12 protein-coding genes and 1 pseudogene are annotated in these 12,432 nt (G+C 67.3%); 4 read left to right on the top strand and 9 right to left on the bottom strand.

All coding sequences use genetic code 11. From position 1 onward, the window contains the following. Positions 1-55 precede the first annotated feature (55 nt). Both EV655_RS07990 and EV655_RS07985 read left to right on the top strand, forming a co-directional pair. The gene (locus EV655_RS07990; RefSeq protein WP_132543603.1) at positions 56-1,012 is read left to right on the top strand and encodes a 1-phosphofructokinase family hexose kinase; all 957 of its coding nucleotides are present in this window, start codon (positions 56-58) and stop codon (positions 1,010-1,012) included. Between the two features lie 98 nt (positions 1,013-1,110). Then, positions 1,111-1,563: a hypothetical protein gene (locus EV655_RS07985; RefSeq protein WP_132543601.1), complete on the top strand. Its 453-nt coding sequence runs from the start codon at positions 1,111-1,113 to the stop codon at positions 1,561-1,563. A 24-nt stretch (positions 1,564-1,587) separates the two neighbouring features. Here the strand turns inward: EV655_RS07985 and EV655_RS07980 are convergent, their stop codons facing one another. After that, a complete protein-coding gene (locus tag EV655_RS07980) occupies positions 1,588-3,246 on the bottom strand; it encodes an NAD+ synthase (RefSeq protein WP_132543599.1) in 1,659 nt (552 codons plus the stop codon). A 146-nt stretch (positions 3,247-3,392) separates the two neighbouring features. On the opposite strand from EV655_RS07980, the gene EV655_RS07975 reads away from it, so the two are divergent. Further along, positions 3,393-4,820: an MORN repeat-containing protein gene (locus tag EV655_RS07975; protein WP_132543597.1), complete on the top strand. Its 1,428-nt coding sequence runs from the start codon at positions 3,393-3,395 to the stop codon at positions 4,818-4,820. Positions 4,821-4,887: 67 nt separating this feature from the next. Next, entirely contained in the window at positions 4,888-5,592 is a 705-nt protein-coding gene (gene deoD, locus EV655_RS07970) for a purine-nucleoside phosphorylase (RefSeq protein WP_132543595.1), read from the top strand. A 63-nt stretch (positions 5,593-5,655) separates the two neighbouring features. Here deoD and EV655_RS18855 read toward each other — a convergent pair whose 3' ends face one another. From EV655_RS18855 to EV655_RS07935, 8 genes and pseudogenes are all read right to left on the bottom strand, one after another. Beyond that, positions 5,656-6,450 carry an urea carboxylase-associated family protein gene (locus EV655_RS18855; protein ID WP_243645029.1) on the bottom strand — a complete coding sequence of 265 codons (795 nt, stop codon included), beginning with the start codon at positions 6,448-6,450 and terminating at the stop codon, positions 5,656-5,658. 165 nt (positions 6,451-6,615) lie between these two features. Next, positions 6,616-6,942, bottom strand: a pseudogene (locus EV655_RS19085) (DUF429 domain-containing protein); the annotation flags it as partial. 421 nt (positions 6,943-7,363) lie between these two features. Then, a complete protein-coding gene (locus tag EV655_RS07960; RefSeq protein ID WP_132543591.1) occupies positions 7,364-8,143 on the bottom strand; it encodes a succinate dehydrogenase iron-sulfur subunit in 780 nt (259 codons plus the stop codon). Positions 8,144-8,165: 22 nt separating this feature from the next. Continuing rightward, a complete protein-coding gene (locus EV655_RS07955; RefSeq protein ID WP_132543589.1) occupies positions 8,166-8,630 on the bottom strand; it encodes a hypothetical protein in 465 nt (154 codons plus the stop codon). Between the two features lies 1 nt (position 8,631). Beyond that, positions 8,632-10,437: a succinate dehydrogenase flavoprotein subunit gene (gene sdhA, locus EV655_RS07950; protein WP_132543587.1), complete on the bottom strand. Its 1,806-nt coding sequence runs from the start codon at positions 10,435-10,437 to the stop codon at positions 8,632-8,634. A 20-nt stretch (positions 10,438-10,457) separates the two neighbouring features. Beyond that, positions 10,458-10,829, bottom strand: coding sequence for a succinate dehydrogenase, hydrophobic membrane anchor protein (locus EV655_RS07945; RefSeq protein ID WP_132543585.1), 372 nt, complete (start codon positions 10,827-10,829; stop codon positions 10,458-10,460). 11 nt (positions 10,830-10,840) lie between these two features. Next, positions 10,841-11,224 (bottom strand): succinate dehydrogenase, cytochrome b556 subunit, encoded by a 384-nt coding sequence (gene sdhC, locus EV655_RS07940; protein ID WP_132543583.1) that lies wholly within the window; start codon positions 11,222-11,224, stop codon positions 10,841-10,843. A 172-nt stretch (positions 11,225-11,396) separates the two neighbouring features. Continuing rightward, the gene (locus EV655_RS07935) at positions 11,397-12,431 is read right to left on the bottom strand and encodes a MaoC family dehydratase (RefSeq protein ID WP_132543581.1); all 1,035 of its coding nucleotides are present in this window, start codon (positions 12,429-12,431) and stop codon (positions 11,397-11,399) included. Position 12,432 lies beyond the last annotated feature (1 nt).

Below are 12,432 nucleotides of genomic sequence, written 5' to 3'. Positions count from 1 at the left end.
GGCCGGGCCGGGGGTGGCACTCTCCGGCAACCTGCCAGCCAGACCCCGGGGGGCCATGGACGACATCCTGACCGTCACGCTGAACCCGACCGTGGACCTGTCGACCTCGGTCGCCCATGTCGTGCCGGGCGACAAGCTGCGCTGCGCGGCCCCGGTCACCGATCCGGGCGGGGGCGGCATCAACGTGGCGCGGGCGATCCGGCTGCTGGGGGGCGAAAGCCGGGCGCTGGTGGCGCTGGGCGGGCATAACGGCGACAAGCTGCGCGCCCTGCTGGAACGCGAGGGAATCCGGCTGATCCCGTTGCAGGCCCCGGGCGAGACGCGGCTCAGCCTTGCCGTGACCGACGCGGGCACCGGTGAGCAGTACCGCTTTGTCCTGCCGGGGCCGGAATGGAACGCGGCGGGGCTGAAGGCGATCCTTGCGGCGATCACCACCTCGGTGCCCGAGAACGGCTATGTGGTGCTGTCGGGCAGCGTGCCGCGGGGGGTGCCCGACGACATCGCCTGCTGCATCGGCAGCAAGCTTGCGAAACGCGGCGCGCGGCTGATCGTCGACACCTCGGGCCCGGCGCTGATCCGGTTGGCCGAGGGCACCGACGCCCCGCCCTTTCTGCTGCGGATGGATCGGAGCGAGGCGCAGGCGCTGGCGGGCCGGACGCTGGAGACCCGCGCCGAGAGCGCCACTTTCGCGGCCGGACTGGTGGAACGCGGCATAGCCACGGTGGTGGCGGTCGCGCGCGGCTCGGACGGGTCGGTGCTGGCAGCCGAAGGGCTGCGGCTGCACGCGGCGACGCCGCCGGTTCCCGTGCGCTCGAAGGTGGGGGCGGGCGACAGCTTTCTGGGCGCCTTCGCCCTGTCGCTGGCCCGCGGCGAGGATCTTGAAACCGCCCTGCGCTGGGGGACGGCGGCGGCCAGCGCCGCGGTGATGACCGACGCCACCGCCCTGTGCACCCGCGAGGACACCGAGGCGCTGCTCGCCCGCTGCATGGTGACTGCGATCGCCGCCGCGTGATCGCGCCCCCGGGGCCGCGCGCGGGTGGATTGATCTCCATCAATGACGGCGCGGCCGTTCGGGCGCATCCTTCGCTCCTGCTTCCGAAGGGGGCGGCTATGATTGAAGAGTTCTCGGACCCGGTCGAGGTCTGGCGCGCGGCCGAGGGGGATCTCTCGGGCCTGATAGCGTTGCTTGTGGCCGAGACGCGGCCGTCGCGGCGGACGCTGGACGCGCTGGCTGGCTGGCTGTCGGGCGCCTTCGATGCCGAGCCCGACCTGCGGGGTATCCCCTCGGTTTCCCCGTTCACCCCCGACCGGATCAGGCTGGAGACGGCGGCCGAGGATTTCTGCCGGATTGCCGAATGGTCCATGGCGCGCGGGTTCGACATCGACGGCCAGAGCCTGCTGAAGGAAGTGGCGAAGAAGTGGGATGTCGACGCCGACGCGCTGGGCCGCGCAGTCGACATGCTGCGCCGGTCCGGGCCGCGCGATGCCCTCAAGATCGAGGCGCGGGCCTTTCGGCAATGGCAACAGCGCACCCGCGCCTCGGGCCGGGGGCAGATCGGCTGAGCCGGCACCGGCCCCGCGCCGGGCTCAGGTCGGGTCGCGCCAGCGGTTGACGATGGGATAGCGGCGGTCCAGCCAGAACGCGCGCGGCGTCAGGCGGGCGCCCGGCGCCGACTGGAACCGCTTGTATTCGCTGAGATGGATCAGCCGCTCGACCTTTTGCACGGTCTCGCGGTCAAAGCCCCCGGCCACCAGATCGGCCACCGATTTCTCGTTGTCGATCAGGCCCTGAAGGATGCGGTCCAGCACGGGATAGGGCGGCAGGCTGTCCTCGTCCTTCTGGTCGGCGCGCAGCTCGGCCGAGGGCGGCTTGTCGATCACGCGGGGCGGGATCACCTCGCCCGCCGGACCCTGCATCCAGTCGCGGTGATTGGCGTTGCGCCAGCGGCAGGTTTCAAAGACGCGGGTCTTGTAGAGATCCTTGATCGGGTTGTAGCCGCCCGCCATGTCACCATAGATCGTGGCATAGCCTACCGCCACCTCGGACTTGTTGCCGGTGGTCAGCAGCATCTCGCCGAACTTGTTGGACAGCGCCATCAGGATCAGCCCGCGCAGGCGGGACTGGATGTTCTCCTCGGTCACGTCGGGCGCGGTGCCTGCGAAAAGCGGCGCCAGCGCCTCGGCCACCGCGGCGCGGGGCCCGTCGATCGGCACCTCGTCCAGACGGCAGCCCAGCGCACGGGCGACCGCGGCGGCATCCTCCAGCGAGGCGGCCGAGGTGTATTCCGAGGGCAGCATCACGCAGCGGACGTTCTCGGAGCCAATGGCATCGGCGGCGATGGCGGCCACCAGTGCGGAATCGACACCGCCCGACAACCCCAGCAGCACACGGGAAAACCCGCTCTTGCGCAGGTAATCGCCCAGCGCGGCCACCATCGCGCGGTAGTCCTGCTCCCATGCGTCGGGATGAACCGCGCGCGCCCCGGTTTCGGCGCGCCAACCCTGCGGGGTACGGGTGAAATCGACATGGGTCAGCGCCTCGTCGAAGACGGGCATCTTGACCGCGAGCTGGCCGCCCGGATTCAGCACGAAGCTGCCGCCGTCGAACACCTGGTCGTCCTGCCCGCCCACGAGGTTGAGATAGACCAGCGGCAAGCCGGTCTCGACCACGCGGGCGACCATGATCGACAACCGGCGATCGAACTTGTCGCGGTAATAGGGCGAGCCGTTCGGTACCAGCAGGATCTCGGCCCCGGTCTCGGCCAGCGCCTCGGCCACGTCCTCGAACCATGCATCCTCGCAGATCGGCGTGCCGATGCGCAGCGGACCCACCGCATAGGGCCCGTTGATCGGCCCGCTGTCATAGACGCGCATCTCGTCGAACACGCCGTCATTGGGCAGGTGGTGCTTGAAGATGCGGGCGGCGACCGCACCGTTCTGGCAGATGTAATACGCGTTGTAGAGATGCCCGTGCGCGGCGAAGGGCGCCCCGATCCCCAGCGCGGGGCCCTGGGCGCAGTCGCGGGCCAGCGCCTCGACATGGGCCATGGCATCGGCGGTGAAGGCGGGTTTCAGCACCAGGTCCTGCACCTGGTAGCCGGTCAGGAACATCTCCGGCAGCGCGACCATGTCGGCGCCCGCGCGGCGCCCCTCGTCCCAGGCGGCGCGGGCCTTTGCGGCGTTCTCGGCCAGCGCCCCCGTGGTGGGGTTCAACTGCGCCAGTGTCAGGCGAAACCTCTCGGCCATGGGCGTCCCCGTGATGCACGTCCGTGACTTAGCAGACTGACGGGCAAGTGAAAGCCGGGATATGGCGAAAACCGTTGTAAGCCCCGCCCCGCTCAATTACGGTTTGGGCGCTTTCACAAGATCGGGGCACGGCAGAGGGGGCTCGGGTGCACAAGGCTGGCAAGGCACTGGCACGTCTGGCGGTGACGGGCGTCCTTCTGGGCGCGGGGGCCGCGGCGGCGCAGGACGGGGGCGATGTCGTCACCCGCCAATATGACGATGGCGGCATCTACGAGGGCACCTTCAAGGACGGCAAGCAGCACGGGCGCGGCACCTACCGGCTGCCGAACGGCTATGAATACACCGGCGAATGGATCGACGGCCGGATCGAGGGCGAGGGCATCGCCCGGCTGGTCAACGGATCGGTCTACGAGGGCCAGTTCCTGGACGGCAAGCCGCATGGCCTGGGCAAGATCACCTTTGCCGATGGCGGCACCTACGAGGGCGAGTGGGAGGACGGCAAGATCACCGGCACCGGTGTCGCCGTCTATGCCAACGCGGTGCGCTATGAAGGCGATTTCCGCAACGCCGTACACCATGGCGTCGGCACCATGACCAGCCCGAACGGCTATGTCTACGAGGGCACCTGGGTCAACGGCGTCAAGGAGGGCAAGGGCAGGATCACCTATCCCGGCGGGCGCGTCTACGAAGGCGAGATGAAGCAGAACCAGCGCGCCGGCAAGGGCACGCTGACCACGCCCGAGGGGCTGACCTATGCCGGCGCCTGGAAGGATGGCGAGATGAACGGGCTCGGCACACTCACCCAGCCCAATGGCGATATCTACGAGGGGCTGTTCGTCAACGGCGAACGGCACGGCACGGGCAAGGTCACCTATGCCAATGGCGACGTCTACGAAGGCGAATACCGGAACGACAAGCGCCACGGCAAGGGCGTGTTCCGCGGCGCCGACGGCTATCGCTATGAGGGCGACTGGGTCGCGGGGCGGATCGAGGGCACGGGAACACTGACCTATCCCGACGGGTCGGTCTATGTCGGCCAGTTCCGCGAGGATCTGCCGGACGGCACCGGCAAGGTGACCTATGCCGACGGGTCCACCTACGAGGGCGCGTGGAAGGCCGGCGTGATCGAGGGCCAGGGCAAGGCGACCTTCCCCAACGGGCTGGTCTATGAGGGCGCGTTCAAGGACGCCGCCTATGACGGCCAGGGCACGATGACCCATGCGGGCGGCTATGCCTATACCGGCGACTGGCAGAACGGGCTGCGCCACGGCGAGGGCACGGCGACCTATGCCGATGGCTCGGTCTATTCGGGCGGCTTCGTCCGGGGCCAGCGCGAGGGCCAGGGCACGATCACCATGCAGGACGGGTTCAGCTATACCGGCGGCTGGAAGGACGGCAAGTTCGACGGCCAGGGCACCGCGACCTACGCCAATGGCGACGTCTACGAGGGCACCTTTGCCATGGGCAAGTACGAGGGCGAGGGCGTCATGCGCTATTCCGATGGCGAAGTACGCTCGGGCACCTGGCGCAACGGCGTGCTGACCACCGGCGCCGAGGCCCCCGCCGCGCAATGACGGCGCCCTGCCCCGCCGCCGCGCCCGCACCCTCCGCCAGCTCTGCACAGGCAAGGAAGGTGGCCAGATGACCATCCATATCGGCGCGGCCCCGGGCGAGATCGCGGAAACCGTGCTGCTGCCCGGCGATCCCTTGCGGGCGAAATGGGCGGCCGAGACCTTCCTGACCGATGCGGTCTGCGTGAACCGGGTGCGCGGCATGCTGGGCTTTACCGGTAACTGGCGTGGCAACCGCGTCACCATCCACGGCACCGGCATGGGCATGCCGTCGCTGTCGATCTACGTCAACGAACTGATCCGCGACTATGGCGCCAGGACGCTGATCCGCATCGGCTCGGCGGGCGCGATGCAACACGATGTGAAGTTGCGCGACCTCGTGCTGGCGATGACGGCCTCGACCGTTTCGACCCCCTCGGCGGCGATCTTCCGCGAGCTGAACTTTGCCCCCTGCGCCGATTTCGGCCTGCTGGCCGCGGCGCACCGGGCGGCGGTCGCGCGAGGCATCACGGCCCATGTCGGCGGCATCTATTCCTCGGACGTGTTCTATGACGAACGCCCGGATCTGAACGAACAGATGACCCGCCACGGCGTACTGGCCGTCGAGATGGAGGCGGCCGAGCTTTACATCCTCGCCGCGCGCCACGGCGTCCGCGCGCTGGCGCTGCTGACGGTGTCGGACCACCTGCCAACCGGAGCGGCGATGCCCCCCGGGGACCGCGAGCGCAGCTTTGGCGACATGGTCGAGATCGCGCTGGAGGCGGCCTTCGCCTGACCCGCGGCCCGCCGGTGGCCACGGCGTGCCATGAGTATTTATCCCAAGAAGAAGGGACGGGGCTCAGAGCCCGTGGCTCTGGTCGTAGCGGTTCGGCGCGGGCGGCGTCCAGCCGTCGAGCACGCCGGGTGCGGGCGTGAAGACCTCGACCAGCAGCGGGTGGCAGGCGGCGCTGGCCGGGCTGTTCGTGCCGCAATCGCCCCAGGGGCAGGCGCTGAGCGCGCCCAGCAGGTCGATCTCGGCGAAGAACTCGACATGGTCGCCCGCGCGCACGGGGCTGGCCTTGGTGAAATACTGGTGCGTGTCGCGGGTGAAGCCGGTGCACATGAAGACGTTGAACACGTCGTGGACATGAGATTCGGCGCCAGCGGCGCCCATCCCGGTCTCGGCAGCCAGAGCGCGGATCAGGTTGGAATGGCAGTGGTGGTGATACTGCGCCCCGGTCAGCAGCGCGTTGGTATAGGGATCGCAGCGGGTGCCGATCACGTCATGCACCCCGGCGCCATCGGCGTCGAACCCGTACCAGCCCAGCGTGTCGGCGGTGATCGTAGCCATCGGCCGGAGCGTCGGGAAGGACGACCACAGCCGGTGGCCAACGGTCAGGTGCGTGCCGTGCAGCGCGCGGGTCTTGCCGGAATAGAACCGTTCCGACAGGTCGGCCGCGGCCCAGAGGTTCAGGTCGCCCACCTGCGGCCCCTCGGGGCAGGTGATGCGGAAGAACTGCCCGGCCGGCACGCGGAAACAGCGCGCCTCGCGCGCAGGCACCAGCACCGCGCCGGTCCTTGCCGCGCCCGCACGCGCGGCGGCGTAGAGCGACATGTCCGGGGCGGGCAGCGTCCCGGGCGGGTAGCAGATCACCGGGGGTGCGGCGCGGCGGTCGGCGGCGCCGGAGAGGGTGTTGGGTTCTGTCGACGATGCAAACGGCGGATGGAACGCCTCGGGATCCGCGATCCAGCCCTCGGCCGGATCAAACGCCGCGCCGCGCGCGCCCGGCCCCTCCCGCTCTGTGAGCCCCGCGCGATACGCCCAGGCTGCCTGCACCGCGCAGACCAGCGCGTCGATCAGGTCGCCGGAAATGTCGTCGTCGGCGAAGTCGGACGGTGCCTGGGTGACGAACCCGAAGCGAAGGCCCCCTGCATCCCCTGCGAGAGCAGCCAGCAGCGCGCGCCGCCGCGTTGCCTCCTCGGTTCGCGTGGCAGGTCGACCATCCTTGTAACGACCGGGGCCAATGAGAGAATGGACACTGACGGCCGGGTAGGCCTCGACAACGCGCCGCTCGGGGTCACCCGGGGCGAGTCCGGGCAAGCACACCCCGGCGGCGTAGAGCCGCCTAACCCCTTCGAACAGCATCTTGCCCACCGGGGGATTGACTATGTTGTTGGGCGCTGCGCCCCCCGTCCGCCGGTCCAACTGCCGAAAGAGGTATTTGCGCCCCGCGGGTTGAGCGTTCCGGTGATCGGTCAGCGCCGTTTCGAAGGTCACTCGGTCCATCGCGGCAAGATGCGCGGCGAAGGCACGCCAGTCTCCCTCTGGCCAGCCAAGCGCCGTCGGCAAGCCACGGGCGAAGGCGAAGGGAAAATCCGCCCCCATTACCCAGGGACCGGGTGCGACCAGCGCCGCCTCGAACCTGTCAAGAGTTTCGATCCGGTCGAAACCATCGCAGACAAGCCTGTCGCGCTCCAGACTGCAGCGCGCCAGCGTGATCGGCTTGCCTGGGCACGGCGCCGAGGTGAAATCTGCCCCGAAGACCCGCACCGTTCCCTCTCCTGCCTCAGATCGCGCGTTCCACCATCATCTTCTTGATCGAGGCGATCGCCTTGGCCGGGTTCAGGCCCTTGGGGCAGGTCTTGGTGCAGTTCATGATGGTGTGGCAGCGGTAGAGCTTGAACGGATCCTCAAGCGCATCCAGCCGCTCGCCCGTGGCCTCGTCGCGCGAGTCGATGATCCAGCGATAGGCGTGCAGCAGCGCGGCGGGGCCGAGATACTTGTCGCCGTTCCACCAGTAGGACGGACACGCCGTCGAACAACTGGCGCACATGATACATTCGTAGAGCCCGTCCAGCTTCTTGCGGTCCTCGGGCGACTGGCGCCATTCCTTGGCCGGTTCGTTGCTTTCGGTTTCCAGCCAGGGCATCACGCTTGCATGCTGGGCGTAGAAATGCGTGAGGTCCGGGATCAGGTCCTTGACCACGGGCATGTGCGGCAGGGGATAGATCTTCACCGGCCCCTTGATCTCGTCCATGCCGTAGGTGCAGGCGAGCGTGTTGATCCCGTCGATGTTCATCGCGCAGGACCCGCAGATCCCCTCGCGGCAGGAGCGGCGGAAGGTCAGCGTCGGGTCGATCTCGTTCTTGATCTTGATCAGCGCGTCCAGGACCATCGGCCCGCAGGCGTCGAGATCGACGAAATAGCTGTCGACGCGGGGGTTTTCGCCGGTATCCGGATCCCAGCGGTAGATGCGGAATTCGCGGACATTGGTGGCGCCCGCCGGTTTCGGCCAAGTCTTGCCGGTGCGGATCACCGAGTTCGCGGGAAGCGTCAGTTCGACCATTTCGCGTTCCTACAATCGAGGATTACTGTTTCAACAGAGCTTCACGGAGCACTGAGAAGATATTGGGCTTTTCGTCTTCCGGCTCGTCAGCACTCGCCGCTCGTAGACGTTCCTCGATTGAGCGATCATCATGCTTAAAGATTGGAAGTTCCCTTCTTTTCCCTGTCGGCTGATACTCGATAAAGCGCGGCTCTTCTCTGGCATAGTCTTTGGTCCCATCAAGGAACATTGCTTGTTTAAACAGGGCCTTGGATGGTTCAGATTCATCAAAAAGTTCATCTGTAACGTTCAGACCAACTCCGGATCGGTTTTCGACCTGAACAGACCAACCGTCTGCAATACCACTGGCCTGATCCAACGTACCCTGAAGATAGCCTAGAATCTTCGGAAAGCTGTCACTTACGACTTCGTATCCTCGTTTCTCATCAAGTTTGAAGAAACTTACCCGCCAACGGTAGCTCGATAGCCGCCTTTTGAACGGCCACATTTTAGTAAACCCGCGCCTTGGGCGCGATCTTCTTCAGGTCGATGCCGCCCTCTTCGGCGGTCGACAGCGGTTCCAGCTTGACCGGGCGATAGGCCAGGCGCACGGCCGGCCCCTCGACCCAGGCCAGCGAATGTTTGCGCCAGTTGGCATCGTCGCGGTCGGGGTAATCCTCGTGGGCATGGGCGCCGCGGCTTTCCTTGCGCGCCTCGGCGGCGACCACGGTGGCCAGCGCGTTGGGCATCAGGTTGGTCAGTTCCAGCGTCTCCATCAGGTCCGAGTTCCAGATCAGCGACCGGTCGGTGACCTTGATGTCGTCCATCTTGCCCGCGACGGCGGCCATCTTCTGGCAGCCCTCGGCCAGTGTCCTGTCGGTGCGGAAGACGGCGGCATCGGCCTGCATCGTCTTCTGCATTTCCAGCCGCAGATCGGCGGTCGGCAGGCTGCCCTTTGCATGGCGCAGCCCGTCGAAGCGGGACAGCGCCGCGTCTATGGACGCCTTGTTCGGGGTGGGCACCGCCGTTTTCGGGTCGACCACGTCCTTGGCCCGGATCGCAGCGGCGCGGCCGAACACCACCAGGTCGATCAGCGAGTTCGACCCCAGCCGGTTCGCGCCATGCACCGAGGCGCAGCCGGCCTCGCCCACCGCCATCAGGCCGGGGGCGATGTTGTCGGGGTTTTCGGGCGTCGGATTCAGCACCTCGCCCCAATAGTTCGTCGGGATGCCGCCCATGTTGTAATGGACGGTCGGCAGGACCGGGATCGGCTGCTTGGTGACATCGACCCCGGCAAAGATCTTGGCGCTTTCGGAAATGCCGGGCAGGCGTTCGGCCAGCACCTCGGGCGGCAGGTGGCTGAGGTTCAGGTGGATGTGGTCCTTGTTCGGGCCGACGCCCCGGCCCTCGCGGATCTCCATGGTCATGCAGCGGGAAACCACGTCGCGGGAGGCAAGGTCCTTGTAGGTGGGGGCGTAGCGTTCCATGAAACGCTCGCCTTCGCTGTTGGTCAGATAGCCGCCCTCGCCGCGGGCGCCCTCGGTGATGAGACACCCGGCGCCGTAGATCCCGGTGGGGTGGAACTGCACGAACTCCATGTCCTGGAGCGGCAACCCCGCGCGCGCCACCATCCCGCCGCCATCGCCGGTGCAGGTATGGGCCGAGGTCGCGCTGAAATAGGCCCGGCCGTAGCCGCCGGTCGCCAGCACCACCATCTTGGCGGCGAAGACGTGGATCGTGCCATCGTCCAGCTTCCACGCCACCACGCCCTGGCAGACGCCGTCCTCGGACATGATCAGGTCGATGGCGAAATACTCGATGAAGAACTCGGCCTTTTGCTTCAGGCTCTGGCCATACAGCGTGTGCAGGATCGCGTGGCCGGTGCGGTCGGCCGCGGCGCAGGTGCGCTGCACTGGCGGGCCCTCGCCGAACTCGGTCGTGTGCCCGCCGAAGGGGCGCTGGTAGATCTTGCCCTTTTCGGTGCGCGAGAACGGCACGCCGTAATGTTCCAGTTCATAGACCGCCTTGGGCGCCTCGCGCGCGAGGTATTCCATCGCGTCCGTGTCGCCGAGCCAGTCGGAGCCCTTGACGGTGTCGTACATGTGCCACTGCCAGTGGTCGGGGCCCATGTTTCCCAGCGACGCGGCGATGCCGCCCTGGGCGGCCACGGTATGCGACCGGGTCGGGAAGACCTTGGTGATGCAGGCCGTCCTGAGGCCCTGTTCGGCCATGCCCAGAGTGGCGCGCAGGCCGGCGCCGCCGGCGCCCACCACCACCACGTCGTAGTCATGCGTCTCGTATTCGTAAGCGGCCATGTGCCCTGCTCTCCGTAGATTCAGATCGCGATCCTGAGGACCGCGTAAAGACCGGCCGCCATGACCGAGTAGCTGACACAGATCGTCAGGATCAGCAGCGCCTTCTGGGTGATGCCGCGGCTGTAATCCTCGATCGCGGTCTGCGCACCCTTGCGGAAATGGGCCATGCCGACCCAGATGGTCAGCAGCGCGACGATCGCCGGGAACGGCCGCGAGAAGGTGGCGACCACCTCTTCGTGCGAACTGCCCAGCGCCCGGCCGAAGATCAGCACGAAGGCCAGGACCAGCCCGACCAGCGCGATCCCGCTGACGATCATGAACCAGTGATGTTCTGTCCCGGTCTTGGCCGAACCAAGCCCCAGGGCGCGCTTGCGGGCGGTGATGTAACGCATGATCGGCCCCCTCAGACGACGATGATGGTAAGCAGGGTCAGCAGGGCCGAGCCGCCGATCACGGCCAGCCCAAGCCGCTCGGCGGTCTTCAGTTCCAGCCCGCGGCCCGCGTCCCAGATCACGTGCCGGATGCCCGCCAGGGTGTGATACCACAGCGCCCAAACCGACAGCGTCATCACCAGGTCGCCGATCCACGAGGTCAGCACCCAGTCGGCGCGGGCGAACGCCTCGGGGCCCTTGGCCGCGGCGAGGAACCACCAGACGATGAGGATCGCCGCCACGATCAGCGCGTTGCCGGTGATCCGGGTAAAGATCGAGGTCACCGAGGTGATCTGCGGGCGATAGACCTGAAGATGCGGGGAAAGCGGCCGGTTTCCGCGGTTGAAGTCAGCCATGGGATCCCTCTTGTCCTGGGGCGCAGCTATGGGCAGATGTGATAACGGTTTTTGCATCCATGTCACGGCTTCGACCGGGATTCGGGGTGGATTTTTCGCTGCGGGCGCGAAAAATCCACCCTTTGTGATCACAGCCAAGCACCAAGTGATCACAAATCCCGGCGCCCGCCGGTCAAAGCGGAATCAGCGCCCAGTAGTCGAGGTCAAGCAGCACATGGGGCAGGTATCTGCCGTCCTCGCCGCGCAGCACCCCTGGCAGGCCGCCCGCCTTGACCGCGACCAGCCGCAGCCGCAGCGCGCCCACGCCCGGCGCGGCGGTTTCGGCCTTGTCCAGCACCTGTGTCCAGGCCTTGACCGTGTCGCCCGAGAAACAGGGATTGGCATGCGCGCCCGCGTTCAGGCCGACGATCATCTGCGCGTTGGCCAGCCCGTTGAACGACAGCGCGCGGGCCAGGCTGATGACATGGCCGCCATAGATCAGCCGCTTGCCATCCTCGCGCACCGTGGCGTCGAAATGCACCTTGGCGGTGTTCTGCCACAACCGGGTGGCCAGCATGTGCTCGGCCTCTTCGACCGTCACGCCATCCACGTGGTCGATGATCTCGCCCACGGCGTAATCGCCCCAGCGATGCGGTTCGCCCGCCAGAGTGAAATCATAGCCGGTGAAAGTCAGCACATCGGGCACCACCAGATCGCCCGGCGCCACGCTGTCGGCCAGTTCCGGCACCACCGTCTCGGGCGCGGGCGCGTCCGCATCGCGCTTGCGCACCATCACCCAGCGGACATAGTCCAGCACCAGGTCGCCCTTCTGGTTCAGACCCCGGGTCCGGACCCAGACCACCCCCGACTTGCCGTTGGAATTCTCCTTCAGCCCGATCACCTCGGACTCGGACCGCAGCGTATCGCCGGGCCAGACCGGCCGGTGCCAGCGCCCCTCGGCATAGCCGAGATTGGCGATGGCGTTGAGGCTGATGTCGGGCACGGTCTTGCCGAACACCGTGTGGAACGCGATCAGGTCGTCCATCGGCGCGTTCGGCAGCCCGCAGGATTGCGCGAAGGCGTCCGAGGAATAAAGCGCATGCCGCGCCGGATAAAGCGCGTGGTAAAGCGCGCGTTCGCCGCCAGAAACGGTGCGCGGCACCGCATGCGCGATCACCTGCCCGACATGGTAATCCTCGAAGAAACGGCCCGGGTTGGTCTTGACCATG

Origin of the sequence: Rhodovulum euryhalinum, assembly GCF_004342445.1 — a bacterium.
GTDB lineage: Bacteria > Pseudomonadota > Alphaproteobacteria > Rhodobacterales > Rhodobacteraceae > Rhodovulum > Rhodovulum euryhalinum.
The sequence above is the reverse complement of the archived record's forward strand: the minus strand, read 5'-3'. Positions and strand labels throughout refer to the sequence as shown.

Excerpts from the sequence above, each read along its gene's own strand:
- EV655_RS07990 (WP_132543603.1), top strand. The coding sequence starts at position 56 with ATGGACGACATCCTGACCGTCACGCTGAACCCGACCGTGGACCTGTCG.
- EV655_RS07985 (WP_132543601.1), top strand. The coding sequence starts at position 1,111 with ATGATTGAAGAGTTCTCGGACCCGGTCGAGGTCTGGCGCGCGGCCGAG.
- EV655_RS07980 (WP_132543599.1), bottom strand. The coding sequence starts at position 3,246 with ATGGCCGAGAGGTTTCGCCTGACACTGGCGCAGTTGAACCCCACCACG.
- deoD (WP_132543595.1), top strand. The coding sequence starts at position 4,888 with ATGACCATCCATATCGGCGCGGCCCCGGGCGAGATCGCGGAAACCGTG.
- EV655_RS07960 (WP_132543591.1), bottom strand. The coding sequence starts at position 8,143 with ATGGTCGAACTGACGCTTCCCGCGAACTCGGTGATCCGCACCGGCAAG.
- EV655_RS07955 (WP_132543589.1), bottom strand. The coding sequence starts at position 8,630 with ATGTGGCCGTTCAAAAGGCGGCTATCGAGCTACCGTTGGCGGGTAAGT.
- sdhA (WP_132543587.1), bottom strand. The coding sequence starts at position 10,437 with ATGGCCGCTTACGAATACGAGACGCATGACTACGACGTGGTGGTGGTG.
- EV655_RS07945 (WP_132543585.1), bottom strand. The coding sequence starts at position 10,829 with ATGCGTTACATCACCGCCCGCAAGCGCGCCCTGGGGCTTGGTTCGGCC.
- sdhC (WP_132543583.1), bottom strand. The coding sequence starts at position 11,224 with ATGGCTGACTTCAACCGCGGAAACCGGCCGCTTTCCCCGCATCTTCAG.
- EV655_RS07935 (WP_132543581.1), bottom strand. The coding sequence starts at position 12,431 with ATGGTCAAGACCAACCCGGGCCGTTTCTTCGAGGATTACCATGTCGGG.